Annotated in this window: 14 protein-coding genes; 3 read left to right on the top strand and 11 right to left on the bottom strand. The window is 61.3% G+C overall.

The window, feature by feature from the left end:
* Nucleotides 1-21: 21 nt before the first annotated feature.
* Entirely contained in the window at nucleotides 22-1,128 is a 1,107-nt protein-coding gene (locus DDE76_RS13175) for a 2'-deoxycytidine 5'-triphosphate deaminase (RefSeq protein ID WP_104894759.1), read from the top strand.
* Nucleotides 1,129-1,196: 68 nt separating this feature from the next.
* On the opposite strand, the gene DDE76_RS13170 is transcribed toward DDE76_RS13175, so the two are convergent.
* The 3 genes from DDE76_RS13170 to DDE76_RS13160 all read right to left on the bottom strand — a co-directional run bounded on the left by DDE76_RS13170 (nucleotide 1,197) and on the right by DDE76_RS13160 (nucleotide 4,097).
* Nucleotides 1,197-2,000, bottom strand: a complete 804-nt coding sequence (locus tag DDE76_RS13170) for an ATP-binding cassette domain-containing protein (RefSeq protein WP_198650910.1) — start codon at nucleotides 1,998-2,000, stop codon at nucleotides 1,197-1,199.
* Nucleotides 1,976-3,034: an ABC transporter permease gene (locus DDE76_RS13165; protein WP_104892142.1), complete on the bottom strand. Its 1,059-nt coding sequence runs from the start codon at nucleotides 3,032-3,034 to the stop codon at nucleotides 1,976-1,978. The genes DDE76_RS13170 and DDE76_RS13165 overlap by 25 nt, the downstream gene beginning before the upstream one ends.
* Before the next feature lie 79 nt (nucleotides 3,035-3,113).
* Complete coding sequence (locus tag DDE76_RS13160; protein ID WP_198650916.1) at nucleotides 3,114-4,097, bottom strand: sugar ABC transporter substrate-binding protein; 984 nt, start codon at nucleotides 4,095-4,097, stop codon at nucleotides 3,114-3,116.
* 228 nt (nucleotides 4,098-4,325) lie between these two features.
* On the opposite strand from DDE76_RS13160, the gene DDE76_RS13155 reads away from it, so the two are divergent.
* A complete protein-coding gene (locus tag DDE76_RS13155; protein WP_104894760.1) occupies nucleotides 4,326-5,522 on the top strand; it encodes an ROK family transcriptional regulator in 1,197 nt (398 codons plus the stop codon).
* 33 nt (nucleotides 5,523-5,555) lie between these two features.
* Here the strand turns inward: DDE76_RS13155 and DDE76_RS13150 are convergent, their stop codons facing one another.
* The 8 genes from DDE76_RS13150 to DDE76_RS13115 form a co-directional block, all read right to left on the bottom strand.
* Complete coding sequence (locus tag DDE76_RS13150; RefSeq protein ID WP_104892144.1) at nucleotides 5,556-6,440, bottom strand: LysR family transcriptional regulator; 885 nt, start codon at nucleotides 6,438-6,440, stop codon at nucleotides 5,556-5,558.
* A 436-nt stretch (nucleotides 6,441-6,876) separates the two neighbouring features.
* Nucleotides 6,877-7,935: an ABC transporter ATP-binding protein gene (locus tag DDE76_RS13145; RefSeq protein ID WP_104892145.1), complete on the bottom strand. Its 1,059-nt coding sequence runs from the start codon at nucleotides 7,933-7,935 to the stop codon at nucleotides 6,877-6,879.
* A gap of 9 nt (nucleotides 7,936-7,944) precedes the next feature.
* A complete protein-coding gene (locus DDE76_RS13140; RefSeq protein WP_104892146.1) occupies nucleotides 7,945-10,146 on the bottom strand; it encodes a glycoside hydrolase family 2 protein in 2,202 nt (733 codons plus the stop codon).
* Between the two features lie 8 nt (nucleotides 10,147-10,154).
* On the bottom strand, nucleotides 10,155-10,973 hold the full coding sequence (locus tag DDE76_RS13135) for a carbohydrate ABC transporter permease (protein ID WP_104892147.1): 819 nt from the start codon (nucleotides 10,971-10,973) through the stop codon (nucleotides 10,155-10,157).
* The gene (locus tag DDE76_RS13130; protein ID WP_425430634.1) at nucleotides 10,970-11,800 is read right to left on the bottom strand and encodes a carbohydrate ABC transporter permease; all 831 of its coding nucleotides are present in this window, start codon (nucleotides 11,798-11,800) and stop codon (nucleotides 10,970-10,972) included. The genes DDE76_RS13135 and DDE76_RS13130 overlap by 4 nt, the downstream gene beginning before the upstream one ends.
* A gap of 158 nt (nucleotides 11,801-11,958) precedes the next feature.
* Nucleotides 11,959-13,233: an ABC transporter substrate-binding protein gene (locus tag DDE76_RS13125; protein ID WP_198650909.1), complete on the bottom strand. Its 1,275-nt coding sequence runs from the start codon at nucleotides 13,231-13,233 to the stop codon at nucleotides 11,959-11,961.
* A 103-nt stretch (nucleotides 13,234-13,336) separates the two neighbouring features.
* Nucleotides 13,337-14,329 (bottom strand): LacI family DNA-binding transcriptional regulator, encoded by a 993-nt coding sequence (locus DDE76_RS13120; RefSeq protein ID WP_104892150.1) that lies wholly within the window; start codon nucleotides 14,327-14,329, stop codon nucleotides 13,337-13,339.
* A 56-nt stretch (nucleotides 14,330-14,385) separates the two neighbouring features.
* Nucleotides 14,386-16,821: an EAL domain-containing protein gene (locus DDE76_RS13115; protein ID WP_104892151.1), complete on the bottom strand. Its 2,436-nt coding sequence runs from the start codon at nucleotides 16,819-16,821 to the stop codon at nucleotides 14,386-14,388.
* Nucleotides 16,822-16,983: 162 nt separating this feature from the next.
* Here DDE76_RS13115 and DDE76_RS13110 point away from each other — a divergent pair, with 162 nt between their 5' ends.
* A complete protein-coding gene (locus DDE76_RS13110) occupies nucleotides 16,984-17,706 on the top strand; it encodes a class I SAM-dependent methyltransferase (protein WP_104892152.1) in 723 nt (240 codons plus the stop codon).

Here is a 17,706-nt window from a genome sequence, read left to right as displayed (position 1 = left end):
GCAGGGATGGAAGCAAGCATCATGGTCGAGACCTGGCCGAAAGGCGTCTTTCCGGCGCGGTTGATCGAGAAGCTGCATGCCGAAGGCGCAATCATCGCCTCCCGGCCGTTGGACACCGACCAGGTGCAACCAGCGAGCCTGGACCTGCGGCTGGGCAAAACTGCTTTTCGCGTGCGCTCGAGCTTTCTGCCAGGCCCGAGCCATTCGGTGGCCGAGCGCATCGAAGCGCTCAAGCTGCATGAAATCGACCTCAGCAAGGGCGCGGTCCTGGAGCGTGGCTGCGTCTATCTCGTGCCGCTCGAGGAGACCCTGGCGCTGCCCCCCGAGGTCAGTGCATCGGCCAACCCCAAAAGTTCGACCGGGCGGCTCGATGTGTTCACCCGCGTCATAGGCGACCGGGCGCGCGGCTTTGATCAATTGCCCGCAGGCTATACTGGCCCGCTCTATCTCGAAATCAGCCCGCGCACTTTCCCGGTGTTGGTGCGCACCGGCTCTCGCCTCAGCCAGATGCGGTTCCGCTGCGGAGATAGCCGGCTCAGCGTGGCCGAGCATCAGGCACTGCACGCCTCGGACACGCTGGTGATCGGTGGCGACCTGCCGGTTGGAGAAGGCATTGCCCTGTCCATCGATCTCAAGGGTCAGGGGCGTGACGGGCTGATCGGCTTCCGCTCCAAGCGGCATACCGCCGTGGTCGATGTGGACAAGAAAGCGGCGCTGGATGTGCGCGATTTCTGGGATCCGCTTTATGCCCGCGGGCAGAGCGAGCTGATCCTGGATCCGGATGAATTCTACATTCTGGTCAGCCTGGAAGCGGTGCATGTGCCGCCCACCCATGCAGCCGAGATGGTGCCATTCGATCCGCTGGTGGGCGAGTTCCGTGTGCATTATGCGGGGTTTTTCGACCCCGGCTTCGGCCATTCGGCTGCAGGCGGCACCGGCAGTCGCGCCGTGCTGGAAGTGCGCAGCCGGGAGGTGCCGTTTCTGCTTGGCCATGGGCAGACCATTGGCCGGCTAATTTACGAAGCGCTGGCCGAACAGCCGGACCGGCTCTATGGCACGGATCTGGGCTCGAACTACCAGGCCCAGACGCTCAAGCTCTCCAAGCACTTCAGGGCGTTTGAAGGCTGAAGCCGGCGCCCCGGTAAGGATGCGCCGGCTTCCGACGGCCCGACGGAGGAACGGTGCCGGGTCTTGTTCTATGCAGCGCTGGCCGTCGCGCCGGGGGCGGCTTTGGCCCCGGTCATGAAGGCCACAGCATCGGACATGGTATAGTCCTTGGGGTCGATGACGCAGAGGCGCTGACCCAGCCGATGCACATGGATGCGGTCGGCCACTTCGAAGACATGGGGCATGTTGTGGCTGATCAGGATGATCGGAATGCCGCGCGCCCGCACATCCAGGATGAGGTCGAGCACGCGCCGGGATTCCTTGACGCCCAGGGCCGCCGTCGGCTCATCAAGGATTATGACCTTCGAGCCGAAGGCCGCTGCGCGGGCCACGGCGACACCCTGGCGCTGGCCGCCGGAAAGCGTCTCTACCGCCTGGTTGATATTCTGGATGGTCATCAAACCCAGGTCAGACAGCTTCTGGCGGGCGATGCGCTCCATGGCGGGGCGATCGAGTTGGCGCAGCACCTTGCCCATGAAGCCCGGCTTGCGGATTTCCCGGCCCATGAACATGTTGTCGGCGATCGACAGCGCGGGCGACATGGCCAGTGTCTGATAGACCGTTTCCACCCCGGCATGGCGTGCATCGATGGGTGAATTGAAGTGGACCGGCTGCCCATCGAGGTAGATGTCGCCACTATCCACCTTGATGGCGCCCGAGAGGGCCTTGATCAGCGAGGATTTGCCGGCACCGTTATCACCAATGACCGCGAGGATTTCGCCGGGCATGAGCTCGAAATCGCAATTGTCGAGGGCCGTGACCCGGCCATAGCGCTTGCACAGATTGCTGGCGGAAAGAATGGGTTGCATCAGGCCGATACCTTTCTGATCCATTGGTCCACGGCAACGGCGCCGATAATGAGCACGCCGATAAGCAGGTAGGTCCACTGCGCGTCGGCCCCGAGAAGCCGCAGGCCGAGCGAGAAAACGCCGACGATGAGGGCGCCGAAGAACATGCCCAGAATGGAACCGCGGCCGCCGAAAAGGGAAATGCCACCAATCACCACGGCGGTGATGGATTCGATGTTGGAGAACTGGCCGGAGGTGGGGGAGACCGAGCCGATGCGCCCGATCAGCGCCCAGCCGGCAAAGGCACAGATCAGGCCGGACAGGGCATAGACAGAAATCAGAATGCGTTTGGTGTTCACGCCGGAAAGCTCGGCAGCCTCCGGATCGTCGCCCACGGCATAGACATGACGCCCCCAGGCGGTGTGGCGCAGGATATAGGCCAGCACCAGGACCAGCAGGATGAAGAAGATGACGCCATAGGTGAAGACGGCGCCGCCCACGCTGATGGACTGGCCGAAGAACTGGAGGAGCGGCGCGCTCGCTTCGATATCCTGGGCGCGAATGGTTTCATTGCCCGAATAGAGAAAATTGGAGGCCAGCGCGATCTGCCACATGCCCAGCGTGACGATGAAGGGCGGCAGCTTTATGCGGGCAACAAGCCAGCCATTGACGAAGCCGATGAAAGTGCCAATGGCCAGTCCGCAGGCTACGGCGACGGCCGGCGGCAGGCCGAGGCGAAAGGTGAACTGGCCCATGATGACGGAGCTCAGCACCATGATGGCGCCCACCGAAAGGTCGATCCCGGCGGTGAGAATGACGAGCGACTGGGCGGCCCCGACGATGCCGACAATGGCGACCTGCTGCAGGATCAGCGTCAATGCAAAGGACGAAAAGAACTTGGTGCCCAGCAGCGCGCCGAACACGGCGACCGAGAGCACCAGTACGATCAGCGGGACCAGCGCAGGATTGGAATGCAGGGCATGCTGGACGCGCGACAGCATGGTGTGCTGATGCTCAAAACTCGCAATGGCGTCAGCGCGGGCGACGAGGCCCCCATCGGCCTCTGTCTGGTTCGACATGGGTATCCTCCCCGGTTCCCAATCGACGGCAGGGGCGGTGACCACCGGCCCCTGCCATCACTCTAGTGCAGATTGACGATCAACCCCAGCAGAGGGCTTCACCCTCGGTGGTATCGATGGATTCGACGCCGTCGACCGGCTCATCGGTGACAAGGCTTACGCCGGTGTCGAAGAAGTCCTTGCCCGGGGTCGGCTCGGGCTTGGTGCCGTTGTCGGCCCAGGCCTTGATGGCCTCGACGCCCAGCGCTGCCATCTGCAGGGGATATTGCTGGGAGGTTGCGCCAATGACGCCGTCCTTGACATTGGCGACGCCTGGGCAGCCGCCATCGACCGAAACAATCAGCACGTCGTTTTCGCGGCCGAAGGATTTGAGCGCCTCATAGGCACCAGCAGCCGAAGGTTCGTTGATGGTATGGACCACGTTGATGGTTGGATCCTTGACCAGCAGGTTTTCCATGGCCTCGCGGCCGCCTTCTTCATTGCCGGCGGTCACGTCGTGGCCGACAATGCGCGGATCGGTTTCGTCGCCCCACTTGTTGGGATCGGCCAAGTCGATGCCGAAGCCCTGCAGGAAACCCTGATTGCGCAAGACATCCACGGTGGGCTGGCTGATGCCCAGATTGAGCAGGGCAATTTTGGCATTGGCGGCTTCTGCGCCAAGCTTGCCTGCCGCCCATTTGCCGATCAGTTCGCCGGCCAGGAAATTGTCCGTGGCAAAGGTGGCGTCGGCTGCATCGATCGGGTTGAGCGGGGTGTCGAGCGCAATTACGAGCAGCCCGGCATCGCGCGCCTGCTGCACCGACTGCACAATGGCCGACGTATCCGAAGCGGTCAGCAGAATGCCGCTGGCCCCGTCGGCTATGCAGGTTTCGATGGCGGCAACCTGGGTCTCATGATCGCCGTCGATACGACCGGCGAAGGATTTCAGTGTAATGCCCAGTTCGGCCGCCTTGGCCTCGGCGCCTTCCTTCATCTTGACGAAGAAGGGATTGGTGTCGGTCTTGGTAATGAGGCAGGCCGAAACCTCCTGCGCCACTACGGCGGGGGTCATGGCCGGGGACATGGCGGCAAGGCACAAGGCCGTGCCGATAAGCAGCTTGTTCACGATTCTCTCTCCCTTTGCAGACTTGCTGCGAGCAGGCTCCTCCCCCTCGCAAATGCGTATCTGCTTGTCTTGACGCCCTCATCGTGGAGAGGATTCCTGACCCCGTCAATATGTAAATCTAATTTATTTATTTATTCAGCCCTGACCATCTTCCGCATCGCAATAGCTGTCTCTATGGTGCCCGGCATGGATGAACCGATCATCAGAACCGTCAGTCGCGGCGTGAACCAGAGCGGGGTTCGCGACCACAATGTGCGCCTGCTGCTGACCCTGCTGCAGCGGCATGGGCCCATGGCGGGCAGTGATCTGGCGCGATTGGCAAACCTTTCTCCGCAAACAGTTTCCATCATCCTGCGGGAGATGGAGAGCGAAGGGCTGCTGGCCCGGGGCGCCCCGGTCAAGGGCAAGGTGGGAAAGCCCTCGGTACCGATGCGCCTGGCCGAAGGCGGGGTGCTCTCATTGGGCTGCAAAATCGGCCGGCGCAGTGCCGTGCTGCTGCTCGCCGATTTCCGCGGCACGGTGCGGGAGGAACTGCGCCTGACCTACAATTACCCCATGCCAGAACCGATCTTCGCGTTTCTGCGCGACGGGATGGAAACCATTCTGTCCAAATGCAGTCCTGCAGAACGCTCGCGGATCTGTGGCATCGGCATCGGCACGCCGTTTGAGCTGTGGAAATGGAGTGATCTGGTCGACGCACCGGCCAAGGAATTCGCGTCCTGGCGGCATGTAGACTACCAGGCCGAACTCGCGCGGTTCACCGACCTGCCGGTGCAGGTGGTGAACGACGCCACGGCGGGTTGCCAGGCTGAGCATATCTATGGCCGAGGCAAGGAATTCCGCGACTACGCCTATTTCTTCATCGGCGCCTTTATTGGTGGCGGGATCGTGCTCAACCACTCGGTCTATCAGGGCCATCAAGGCAATGCCGGCGCCCTGGGATCGTTGCGCAGTTTCGGACCGCAGGGGGAAAGCCAGCAGCTAATCGATACGGCCTCGATCCATCTGCTGGAAGCACGGCTGGCGGAAAACGGGCATGATCCGCGCGACCTGTGGACCCAACCACAGGACTGGAGCAGCTTTGCCCGGTTCGTCGAACCCTGGATCGGCCGGACGGCGCAGGAACTGGCGAAGGCCAGCCTGTCAGTCTGTGCCGTCATCGACTTTGAGGCCATCGTGATCGACGGCGCGTTTCCCGACGCGGTCAAGCATGAGCTGGTCGAGCGCACGCGGCGCTATCTCGTCAATCAGGACATGCGCGGGCTTATTGCACCGCAGATCGAAGCGGGTGTTGTGGGGTTCAACGCCCGGGCCATCGGCGCGGCCACCAGCCCGCTGTTCGAGCGCTATTTCCTGAACGGCAATCTCAGACTGCAGGGGTAGTTGAACCGGTTCAATCCATTTACTGTGCAGACGCTAGATGCTGAATTGTCCGCCGCCGCGAAAGTAGGTCCGCACATAGTCGATAAATGTGGCCAGTGGCTCTGACAGGTCCGGGTTTAGCACTTTGACGCCCAGCCCATCCTCACCCAGCGGGCAGGTCCGATTCAGTTCGGGCAGCTCAACAAGACCTGGCGCCAGATACCATTTCGGCCCGATGGTCACCGCGAGACCATTCTGCACCACGGCGCGCAGCAATGGTGCGTTGGATGTGGTGTGCATGATGCGGTAGTCGCGGCCGGCCCCGGCGAGTGCGGCCAGCGCCATGTCCCGCCACGCACATCCATCCGACCAGAGAGCCAGAGGCAGCCGCGGCTGAAATTGGACATCATGGGCTTCTGAACCGATCCAGTAGAGTTGGTCCATGCGCAACAGTTCGACCCCTTCGATGCCCGACTTCGTAGAGACGATGATGGCGTCGAAACTGTCGATATCGGGGCGGTTTCGCAGTGACCGGCTGTCGGTGGTGAGAATTTCCACCTCGACCTGCGGGAAGCGGCGCGCAAACCGAGACAGCGCCGGCAAGAGAAACGCCTGGGCATAGTCATCGCAGATACCCAGCTTGACTGTGCCGCCGGGCCTGGGCGTCAGGAACGCGTTGACCGTCTCCTCGTTGAGCCGAACGATCGACTTGGCATATTCGAGCAAACGAAGGCCCTCCGGCGTCAACAGGTTACGCCGGCCAGACTTGGAAAACAGCGACACACCCAGCATTTCTTCCAGCCGCTTCATCTGGGCGGAGACAGTGGACTGGGTCTTGTTCACACGGTGGGCAGCGGCGCCATAGCTTCCGGTTTCGGAAATAGCGAGGAAGCTGCGCAGGAAGTCGGCATCAAGGGTCAACATGACCCCAGTATACATCGACTGCGCCGATATAAAAGACGAAAAACATTCGTTTGATGAATGTGAATTGGACTGCAAAGCTTGCGCTATTGTTCGCAAACCGGAGTTCACCTCATGCTCAAAAGATCCCAATCCCAAGGTTCGGCCTGGACCGGATGGCTTCGCGCGACACTGGCGCAGTCGTGGCGTTGGCTAGCGGGTAGCCGCCGTGCGAACGAGCACCCGCGCCTACCGCAAGAACTGGCGAACGCCGAGGACTGGTTATTGGACGATGTGGGCATGAGCACTGGGAGCCGTTGCGGCCCACCTCGTTCCCGGCCCGATCATTGCCCCAAGTCATTCGAAGAAAAGCGGGCGGGACATACCTGGCAAAAGATGAAGTGACTTGGCCTCTGCCATCAGGAAAGCGTGCGGCCGCTCGCTGCTGCAGCGCCAAGGCGCCGTCGCTGCTTGCCTAGCGCAGCCGCTGCCCGTCGGTGCCAAATACCAGCAGGTCGGCCGGATCGAACTTGGCCGAATAGCGGTCGCCGGTCTTGAGGGTTCGGTTATTGTCGGTGGCGATGGTGATGAGTTCGGCGCCCTTGTCGCGGGCATAGGCATAGGTTTCCCCACCCAGATGCTCGATAATCTCGACCGTCACGTCGAGGGCGGCGCTGCCTTCGGTGGAGAAATGCTCGGGGCGGATACCAATGGTGACCTCGGTGCCTGCGGCGAGCGCAACGGGCGACGGAATGACCTGGCCGGGGAAATCGACGAGCCGAACGCCACCCGCCTCGGCCGTGCCGACGAGAAAATTCATCTTGGGCGAGCCGATAAAGCCAGCCACGAAGATGTTGTCCGGGTCATCATATAGCTCAAGCGGCGAACCAACCTGTTCAATACGGCCGTCGCGCAGCACAACGATCTTGTCGGCCAGGGTCATGGCTTCGACCTGGTCGTGGGTCACGTAGATGATGGTGGTTTTCAGCTCCTGGTGCAGCCGCGCCAGCTCGATGCGCATATGCACGCGCAGCTCGGCATCGAGATTGGAAAGCGGCTCGTCGAACAGGAAGACGTCGGGGTGACGCACGATGGCACGGCCGATGGCGACGCGCTGACGCTGGCCGCCGGAGAGTTGGCCGGGGCGGCGGTCGAGCAGCGGCTCAAGCTCGAGAATGCGGGCGGCTTCGGCGACGCGGCTCTCGATCTCAGCCTTGTTGGCGCCGGCAAACCGGAGCGCAAACCCCATATTCTCGCGGACGCTCATATGCGGATAAAGCGCATAGGTCTGGAACACCATGGCAATGCCACGCTTGGACGGATCGACATCGTTCATGCGTTCGTCGCCAATGAACAGATCGCCACCGGAAATCTGTTCCAGCCCGGCGATCATGCGCAGCAGGGTGGACTTGCCGCAGCCCGAGGGGCCGACGAACACGACGAATTCCTTGTCGGCAATGTCAAGATCAACGCCACGGATCACCTCGACAGTGCCGAAGGATTTTTTCACATTGGTCAGCTTCAAACCGGACATGGGATTTCCTCAGCTCGCAGACAGGGTGAGTTCAGCGCGGCCAAGCCGTTCGCTGGTGACGGTGACGGTGATCGGGCCGGGGCCAGTCGAGCGCAGCCAGAAGCCGGTTGAACCAGCGCGCAACGGCACGAGACAGGGACCGAGACGCTCGGCCGCGCCCGAGACGGTGATGGACACTGGCTCGGGGAAGAAGGGGAGCGTCCTGCCGGACTGGTCGATGGCGCGGACCATGATGCGCGTGGTGTCGCCATCGGCGCCGATTTCGGTCGCGTCGGGGACGACCTCAAGCGCGTGGGCAACCGGGTCAGAGACGAAGTCGACGGACCTGGCGGGTTTGCCGTCGATAAAGCCGATAATGGTGGCGTCTTCCCAGCTCATGCCCCACAGGCCCAGTTCCTCATCGGTCAGGTGTTCGCGCTTAATGATGACGGGAGCGTGCGGAAGATGGGGGAAAGCATCACGGTCGGGCCGGAAGCGCTTAGGCGGATTATTGCCATAGCGCAGTTCGACCTCGTGGCAATTGGTGAGGATCATCAGGGGCAGCACGCCGCCAATATTGCGTTCACCACGCGCCCAGAAGGTCACCGGCTTCAGGATCACTTCGTCGGACGGGTCGCACTGGCTGATATAGGCGTAGGCGGCGAATTTTGGCTCGCGGAACATGTCCATGACGCCATGATGGCAGATGCGGTCGCCGGAGCCGAAATCCTTGTGGGTATTGTAGTCAAAGGCGCACCAGCCGATGCACCCGGCGATCTGCGGGTCGCCATAGGCAGCGTTGAGGACTTCGAGATGACGCAGCACGTGTTCGGCCTGGCGCTGTTCCTGATCCCAGGACTTGGTGGGATACATGTGACCGCCATACTCGGTGATCATGTAGGGCACGACGCGGTCGAGGCCGGTGACTTCCTGCTGCGGCCGAAGTGGCGTGCGCGGACGGTTGCCGCCCCATTCCTCCTGGCCCAGAATGAAGTCATTCATGGTGTAAACATCTTCGAGCAGTTCGCTATCGGTAATGTAGCGCACACCACCGGTCTGCCTTGTGCTGTCGAGTTCGTGTGCCAGTGCGTTGGTTCGCAGGTAGAAGTCGTGATCATCCTGGCTTTCGTTGATGCGAACGCCCCAGATGACGATGGAAGGATGGTTCCAGTCGCGGGTGATCATGCGCCGAACATTCTCGACGCTCTCGTCCTTCCAGCTTTCGCCGCCGATATGCTGCCAGCCCGGGATTTCCTCAAAAACCAGAAGCCCCAGTTCGTCGCAACGGTCGAGGAAGTAGTGGGACTGCGGATAGTGCGAGGTGCGCACCATGTTGAGCTTGAGTTCGCGCTTAAGGATTTCCGCGTCGCGCTCCTGCGCCGACTTGCCCAGAGCATAGCCGACATAGGGGAAGGATTGGTGCCGATTGAGGCCGCGGAGCTTTAGTGCCCGGCCATTGAGCTTGAAGCCTTCCGCGGTAAATTCGGCGCTGCGGAAGCCGAAGCGGAATGTGGCCTCATCCTGCCCCGAGGCTGTGTCAATTATGATGGCAAGCGTGTAGAGCGCGGGATTGTCGATATCCCAGAGTTCGATATCGGAAAGACCATCGAAGGCCAGATCAACCATTGGGCCGGCAATGGCGGCATCGGTGGTCGCCAGGGTCCTGCCTGCGGCGTCACTGAGCGTGGCCAATAGCGTGCCCGAGAGCGGCAGGTCCTGCGGATTGGCGAGTTCGATGCGGGCGCGGACCGACTTCTGCGCGACCAGCGCGTCCGGGGTCTCCACCTTGCCATTGCCCACAAAGATGCCCGATGTCACCCGCAGCCAGGCTTCGCGGTAAAGGCCGGCATAGGTGAGGTAGTCGATCTGCCCGCCAAAGGGCGGGATTTCAGGGTTCTCGCTGCCATCTATGGTGACGGTCAGCACGTTCTCGCCGTCAAGCAGCTTGCCGGTCAGACGGGCCTCGAAGGGGGTGTAGCCATCCTTGTGCGCGGCGATCTCCTCGCCATTGAGGCTGACTTTCGCATTGGCCATGGCCCCGTCAAAGACAACGGCGACCTCCCTGCCCTGCCAGGCCGGATCGGCGGCAAAGCGCTTCTCATAGGTGAAGACGCGCTGATAGGTCCTTTCGTCGAAATAGGAGAAGGGCAGCTCAACCGCATTGTGCGGCAGGCGGACGCTATCCTTGCCTTCGAACAGCCAGCCGGAATTGAAGTCGATCAGGGGACGCATGCAGTACTCTATTTGACGGCACCCAGCATGCCTTCGACGAAGCGGCGCTGGAGCAGGAAGAAGATGACAAGGGTGGGAAGGGTCGCAACAATCGCGCCCACCATGACCAGGCCGAAATCGGGGGTGTAGCCAGCGCTGAGGGCGGCCACTGCCAGGGTCAGGGTGAACATGTCGTTGGTCTGGAGCACGATCAGCGGCCAGAGATAATTGTTCCAGTGCATCATGAAGACGATGATGGTCGCCGCCGCATAGGTGGAGCGCATCACCGGCATATAAACGAACAGGAAGATTTGCCACTCCTTGAGCCCGTCGATCCGGGCGGCATCACGCAGTTCATGCGGGAAGGCTTTGGTCGCCTGGCGGAAATAGAAGATGATGAACACCCAGGCCACGGTGGGCAGGATGATGGCCTGGTAGGTGTTGATGAATTTGAGGTTCGCCATCATCACAAAGAGCGGAATCATCAGCGCCGCGAAGGGGATGGACAGCATCAAGAGCAAGCCACCGAACAGCTTTTCGCGGAAGCGGGAGCGGAACATTTCAAAACCATAGCCGGCCAGCGAGGACACCAGCAGGGTCAGCGCGGTGCCAACTCCGGCAATGAAGAAGGAGTTGAACAATACCCGTGGCAGGTCCACGGAGGTCAGAAAAGTGCCGATATTGTCGAACAGAGCGGTGCCCGGCGTGGCCTTGCCCTTGATGATGTCGGGCGAGGTATTGGTGGCGGCGATGGCCATCCAGACAAAGGGAAAGACCGAGACAAAGGCAGCCAGGCTGAGCGCCAGATAGGTGGCCGCCCGGCCGAGAAGGGCGAGAGGATTGCTCATGCGCGGCGATCCCTTGCAACCAGGAACTGGATATAGCTCAGAATGGCGACCAGCACGACGATCACATAGGAGACCGTGGCGGCATAGCCGAAGCTGGGCATGAAGCGGAAACTGAGATTGTAGATGTACATGGACAGGGTCAGCGTCGAATCCGATGGTCCGCCCTGGGTGAGCAGGTTGGGTTCGTCAAACAGCTGCAGCGTGCCGATGGTGGAGATAACGGCGGTGAACAGGATCACCGGCTTGAGCATGGGCACGGTGATGTACCAGAATCGGGCCCAGGTGGGCACGCCGTCGATGCGCGCCGCCTCATAGATCGAGCGGTCTATGTTCTGCATGGCGGCGAGGTAGAAGATCATGTTGTAGCCGGTCCAGCGCCAGGTGATGGCCGAGACGACCACGAATTTGGCCCAGAACGGATCGGCGAGCCAGGCGATCGGCTCCGACACGATGTGCAGGCCGAGCAGAACCTGGTTGATGATCCCGTCGCCAGCGAACATGGACTTGAAGATCACCGAATAGGCGACCAGCGAGGTGACGCAGGGCAGGAAAATGGCGGTGCGAAAGAAGCTGCGGCCCCAGAGCTTGCTGTCATTGAGGGCACTGGCAAAGAGCAAAGCCAGGACCAGCATGATCGGCACCTGGATCGCCAGGAAAACCAAGGTATTGGTCAATGCCCGGAGAAAAACCGGATCCTGCGTCAGCCGGACAATATTGGCAAAGCCACCGAAGCTGAACGACATGCCGCGCCCGACCTGGAAGCTCATCCAGAGCGACCACAGGATCGGGTAGATCATAAAGATGCCGAGCAGAACCAGTGCGGGCATGACAAACAGCCAGCCGCTCACCTGCTCTTTTCGCGCCAAGCCAGATTGCGCCACGCAAACCCCCATCCGCTCTTGTCATGCATTCGCCGATGACCCCCGCCTTGCGGCGGAGGCCTCGGGGAGAACCGGGAGGCACAAGGCCCGCCGGCGATCCGGACTTACTGGGTCTGCTGACGGACCTGGGCGTCAATCGCGGCAACGATCTCATCGATATTGCCACCACTGGTGATCGCCGGGATCTGTGCCACGACCGCGGAGTCGGCTTCTTCGGTGAAGATGCCATAGTTGACCGCGGGGATCTCGGCGAGCCAGTTGGAGAAGTTCTGCCATACCGGCTGACCACCGAAGAACTCGTCGCTGGCCTGGAATGCCTCGCCCTCACGGGCCGGCATATACGTGCCCAGGGCCCCCTGATTGACCAGAATTTCCTGATAGAAATCGACGTCGCTCCCCCAAACGCTCTTGAGGAAGTCGATGGCCAGATCCTTCTGCGGGGCAGAGGACAGGACGTACCAGCTCGAGCCACCCAGGTTGGACGCGTTCACCGAGCTTTCGACATCGCCCATGCGCGGAACCGGGGCAACGCCCCACTGGCCGGACTGATCCGGATTGGCCTTGATCGTTGCCGTCATCCAGACACCCGTGGGTGTGGCCAGCGTGTCACCGGAAGTGAAGCTCCCGGTATATTCGGTCCACCCCGAAACCGGCTTGGTGATACCGCCGGCCAGGATACGCTGATAGGTCGAGAGCACCTCATGGAAAACCGGATTGTCGGCGATGGTGACATTGCCGTCGGCGTCAAAGTACCAGGTCCCTGCCGACTGCATCATGATACGGAACAGATCGGACGCATTGGGGTCGATCGGCAGCAGCGTTTCACCGGTCTTTTCCATCACATCCTGGCCGATTGCGATGAGCTCATCCCAGGTAATGTTTTCCAGATCGGCAGCCGTGTATCCGGCTTCTTCGAGCTTGTCGGCACGGTAGAAAAGGCCGGTCACGCCGGAGTCGAAGGGCATAGAATAAGTCTGGCCGTCGACCGTCGCCACTTCCACCTTATAGGGCGCGAAGGCCGAGTAGTCGATCTGGTCGGTCAGCGGCTCGAAGGCGCCAGGGAACGACAGCAGATACTTCTGCGCGCGATAGTCTTCGATCAGCACGATATCGGGCAGGCCTTCGGTGGTACCCGAAGCAAGCTGGGTCTGCAGCTTCTGCTCCATGGCGGCCTTGTCGAAGATCTCCACCCGGATGGTATCGTCAGGATGTTCGGCCTGATAGCGCGAGAAAGCTTCTTCCATGGTCGCGCCATTGAAGTTCGGATCCCAGCACCAGACCAGGATTTCGGCTGCCGAGGCGGCCGTGACACTGAACATGGATACGCTGGCCATCGCGACAGCAAGCGAGCGCTTCAGGCCCGTGGACATACGAGTCATTGAATTTCCTCCCAATTGGGTGTTTCCTCATCACCCTGAGAGCAGACTAATATGACTTTTGGTCGCCGCGCAAGAATTTCAGTAAATATTTACTGGAAGAAATTTACCGCGCCTGTTCATCGGCGAGCGCGCGGGTGCTGGCGCGCCAGACAATGCGCGACGCCAGGCTGATTTGCTTGGCCAGGTCGCGCCCACCGACCCGCTCAAGCAGCAGTTCCACGGCGGTTTCGCCGATCTCCTCGGCCGGCAAATGCACGGTTGTCAGGGGCGGATTGAGAAACTGCGCCACCGAGATGTCATTGAAGCTGGCCACCCCGATATCACCGGGAATTGAAAGGCCCGCTTCGTGCAGGGCGCGATAGGTGCCGATGGCCATGGAATCGTTGAACGTGATAATGGCATCGACCGGCCGACGCTCGGCAAGGATTTCACGCGTCAGGCGGTAGCCGCCCTCCTCGGTATTGTCGCCATTGCGGAACAGGCGGTCGTCGAACCAGCCGGCCGCCGTCATCCATTGCACGAAGGCCTGAGCGCGCCGGTCACTCCAGCCGATATAGGCCATGCGTCGATAGCCGCGCTGCGCGAGCGCTGAGAGCAACTTTTCCATGGCCGCCCGCAGATCGGCAGAGACCGAGTCGATCTGGTCGTCATGGGGCACATGGTCAGCGAAGACAATCTGGCGGGAATGATGGGCCAGCCATTCGGTTTCGTCCTCGTCGTGCCGGCCGATGACGATGGTGCCGGACGCGTCCTGGAGCAGCTTGGCGTCCGGCCGCGCATCGGTGTGGTAAACTTTTACCGTTTCGATCTTGAGGGCGGCGCAACGCCGCTCGATGCCAAGGCGCAGGGCCACGTAATAGGGATCGACCAGTTCGCGCTCCGGCGCCAGGAAGTGAACCAGGGCCAGCTTGTTCAGACCCTGCTGAATGGCGCGGTTGCGATTGCGCGGGGTTGCGTAGTTGAGGGCTTCGGCCGTCTCGATGATGGCCTGCCGCTTGCGATTGGAAATCGACAGGGTGGAGTCATAGTTGAGAACGCGCGACACGGTGGCGCTGGAGACGCCGACCGTCGCGGCGATTTCTTTGATCGTGACCATGGCGCGCACGCTATCTCCGGGTCGACGATCCGGTCAATCTGTTTGCTGGGGGCGCCTCAGGCCGAAACGCCTACTTCCAGCAGGTCGTCCCAATCAATGGCGCCGGGGCGCCCAAGCAGAAAGCCTTGTGCTTCGGTGCAGCCTTCCTTGCGCAGGACATCGAGCTGCTCATGGGTTTCCACCCCTTCGGCCAGCACCGGCACGGAAAGGCTGTGGCCAAGGGCCAGGATGGCCCGCACGATAGCCTTGGACTGCTCATTGCTTTCAACCTCACTCATGAAAGAGCGGTCGAGCTTGATCTTGTCGAAGGGGAAACTGCGCAGTGTATCGAGCGAAGAATAGCCGGTGCCAAAATCGTCGATTGCGATGGAGACGCCCATGGCCTTGATCTGGCGCAGAATGTGCAATGCCCGCTGCTTGTCACCGATAATCGCGGTCTCGGTCACTTCCAGTTCGAGCCGGTCAGGCGTCAGGCCCGTCACAAGCAAGGTGTTGCGAACCGTATCGATCAGGTCGACCTGCGCAAGCTGAATGCCTGAGACGTTGACCGCAATCTTATAGGGTTCGGGCCAGGAGGCAGCATCTTCACAAGCGGTCCTGAGGACCCAGAGGCCGATGGCATTGATGGCGCCGCACTCTTCGGCCACCGGGATGAACTCGGCGGGCGACACATCGCCATGCCCGGGCCGTTTCCAGCGCAGCAGGACCTCGTAACCGGTCACCTTGCCGGTCGAAACAGACCGCTGCACCTGATAGGCGAGATAGAAGCCGCCCTGTTCTACCGCGGTCCATAGATCGCGTGCCATGTCGCGCCGATGACGGGCATGCTCGTCCATATCCTGCTCGTAATAGCAGATGGCCCGGTCATATTCGGCCTTGGCGCGATACATGGCCAGATCGGCATTGCTCAGCAGCTTGGACAGGTCAACACCGTCATCAGGATAAACGGCGACGCCGATGCTGCCCCCGCTGGAAACAGTCAAGGCATCATTCTCGATGCGCAGCGTGAGTGCTTCTTCGAGCCGCGTGAGGAATTCGCGCAAGGCGTCCATGGAGGTGAACTCCTTGAGCGCGGCGAATTCATCACCCCCAAGACGAGCCATCATCTCGCCTTCACGCAGCAAGGCATTGAAGCGGGACGCTATGGTCTTGAGCACCAGGTCACCGGCGGCATGACCATGGCTGTCATTGACCTCCTTGAAGTGATCAAGATCGATGGCAACCACGGCGATCTTGCCGCCATTTTCCCTGACCTTGGACAAGGACCACTCGAAGGCTTCATTGAACCGCGCCCGGTTGGGCAATCCGGTCAGGCCATCATGCCGCGCCAGGTGGGCTATGGCGCGCTCGGAGCGGTGCCGTTCGGTAATGTCATCAATCGTGGTCACCCAGGAGCCGTCGCCGACAGGGTTATGGCTGATCTGGACGACCCGGTCTTCGCTGAACTTGTGGACGATTTCGCCACCGTGCCGGATCAGGCTTTCGTGGCTATCCAGAATTTCAGCCAGCCGCACATCGATATCCTGGAAATCGGCATCGACCCCTTGCAAAGTCTTGCGGCAGACCTGGGGGAAGGTGATGCCGGTCAGGTCCTGGGCACTATCGATACCGAGCAGGTTGGGAAAACGCTGATTGTAGAGCTGCAAGGTGCCATCGGCATCAAACAGGCCCAGGCCCTGCGCCATATTGGTCAGTGCCAGTTCAAGCCGCGTGGACACCTCGCTGAGCCGGCGTGCGTCGCGCAATTGCCTGTCGCGCTCGCGTTCGGTGCGGCGGCGATCGGCTTCGTCCAGCATGGTGCTGCCCAGGGCCAGGGCAAGCAGCAGTACGGAGATGAAGGCCAGGGCCACCGAAAGCCAGAAGCCGTCCACGCTGCCATTTGCGGACAAGGGGAAGCAGAGCGAAAAATCGGCCGCCGCCATGGCCGTGAAATGCATGGCGCAGATCGCGCCGGTCAGCAGAAATGCACCGCCAAACAGGCCCCGCAGCGAACGGCCCATGCCCGTGCGGAAGGCCAAGCCACCAAGCACAATGCCGGACAGGATCGAAACAGCGACCAGACCGGGATTCCATTGCAGATTGCCGCCCATGATCAGGGCTGCAATGCCGGCATAGTGCATTGAGGAGATGGCAACGCCGACAACGGCCCCACCCAGCACATGGTCCCAGACGCTGGTGCCGCGCACCGCCACGGCAATGCCCGCACCGCAGACCAGGATGGCGATCAGCATGGAAAGGGCGGTCAGGCCCAGATCATAGTCCAGCGTGAAGCCAGGCCGGAAAGCGAGAACCGCGACGAAATGAGTGGCCCAGATGCCAAAGCCGACTGCCAGGGCAGCGACACCAGTCCAGACCATGCGCATGTGGTCCTTGGACCTTTGAGCGTGGCGCAGCAGGCCAATGCAGGCATAGGAGGAAATCAGGCAGATGGTTGCCGCCAGAAGGATTAGCCCGGGCTCGTGGGCCTTGAAAAAGAAATCAATAATCGGCACCGGCAGACCTACGCGAAAACACCAGGATTGCCGGACTTCCTGACCCAGAAGCCCTTACCGAAGCGTGACTTGCAGGGCACAATGTCATCATTGTGATCAAGTTCTGGGCATTTTTCGTAGTGACCTGTAGCATCGCAGCGAACCGGAAAAGCACACATCATAATGAGCACAAGCCTTTATCCAGCGGATTTTTATGCCGAGCGGCGGCGGCATACTTTGCATGCTGCGCGGCGCGTTCTGGGGGCGTTGCCGGCGGGGCTGCCGCGCGGTCGCATTGCCGATATCGGCTGCGGAACCGGCACTTTTCTGGCGGCCGCGCTGGAGATGGGTGCCGAGGCCGCATTCGGCTTTGAGGGCGACTGGGTGACCCAGGACATGCTGGATGAACAGCGCATCACCTTTACGCCGCGCGACCTGGAACAGGGTTTTGCCGGGCCACAGGTCGATCTGGTGATGAGCCTGGAAGTGGCCGAGCATCTCTCGCCGGGCCGGGCGCCGGGGTTTGTTGCCGATCTTTGTGTGATGGCGCCGGCGGTGCTGTTCGGCGCGGCGATTCCCGGTCAGGGCGGGGTGGGCCACAGCAACGAACAATGGCCGAGCTATTGGGCCGGGCTGTTCGCACAGCATGGTTTTGGCGCCCATGACGTGCTCAGGCCCGTGATCTGGACGGATGAAGCCATCCCGGCCTGGTACCGGCAAAACACGATTCTTTATCTGCGCCCGGAGCTGGCCGCGCAACTGGGGCTGACGCCGAGTGAGATTACTCAATTGGACCGGGTGCACCCGGCCTTCTGGGATCGAGCCAATCGTGAGCTGAAATATGCCAATGCGCTGCCCGAGTCCGAAGTGCTGCGCCGGCAGGCCGAACAGCAACAGCAGCAATAG

The sequence above is a fragment of the Devosia indica genome, from assembly GCF_003056405.1.
In the GTDB taxonomy this organism is placed as follows: domain Bacteria; phylum Pseudomonadota; class Alphaproteobacteria; order Rhizobiales; family Devosiaceae; genus Devosia; species Devosia indica.
This window is presented reverse-complemented; position numbering and strand designations above follow the sequence as displayed.

Excerpts from the sequence above, each read along its gene's own strand:
- DDE76_RS13160 (WP_198650916.1), bottom strand. The coding sequence starts at position 4,097 with ATGTCCCCGGCCATGACCCCCGCCGTAGTGGCGCAGGAGGTTTCGGCC.
- DDE76_RS13130 (WP_425430634.1), bottom strand. The coding sequence starts at position 11,800 with ATGCCCGCACTGGTTCTGCTCGGCATCTTTATGATCTACCCGATCCTG.
- DDE76_RS13120 (WP_104892150.1), bottom strand. The coding sequence starts at position 14,329 with ATGGTCACGATCAAAGAAATCGCCGCGACGGTCGGCGTCTCCAGCGCC.
- DDE76_RS13135 (WP_104892147.1), bottom strand. The coding sequence starts at position 10,973 with ATGAGCAATCCTCTCGCCCTTCTCGGCCGGGCGGCCACCTATCTGGCG.
- DDE76_RS13125 (WP_198650909.1), bottom strand. The coding sequence starts at position 13,233 with ATGACTCGTATGTCCACGGGCCTGAAGCGCTCGCTTGCTGTCGCGATG.
- DDE76_RS13140 (WP_104892146.1), bottom strand. The coding sequence starts at position 10,146 with ATGCGTCCCCTGATCGACTTCAATTCCGGCTGGCTGTTCGAAGGCAAG.
- DDE76_RS13175 (WP_104894759.1), top strand. The coding sequence starts at position 22 with ATGGTCGAGACCTGGCCGAAAGGCGTCTTTCCGGCGCGGTTGATCGAG.
- DDE76_RS13155 (WP_104894760.1), top strand. The coding sequence starts at position 4,326 with ATGGATGAACCGATCATCAGAACCGTCAGTCGCGGCGTGAACCAGAGC.
- DDE76_RS13110 (WP_104892152.1), top strand. The coding sequence starts at position 16,984 with ATGAGCACAAGCCTTTATCCAGCGGATTTTTATGCCGAGCGGCGGCGG.
- DDE76_RS13165 (WP_104892142.1), bottom strand. The coding sequence starts at position 3,034 with ATGTCGAACCAGACAGAGGCCGATGGGGGCCTCGTCGCCCGCGCTGAC.
- DDE76_RS13145 (WP_104892145.1), bottom strand. The coding sequence starts at position 7,935 with ATGTCCGGTTTGAAGCTGACCAATGTGAAAAAATCCTTCGGCACTGTC.
- DDE76_RS13170 (WP_198650910.1), bottom strand. The coding sequence starts at position 2,000 with ATGGATCAGAAAGGTATCGGCCTGATGCAACCCATTCTTTCCGCCAGC.
- DDE76_RS13150 (WP_104892144.1), bottom strand. The coding sequence starts at position 6,440 with ATGTATACTGGGGTCATGTTGACCCTTGATGCCGACTTCCTGCGCAGC.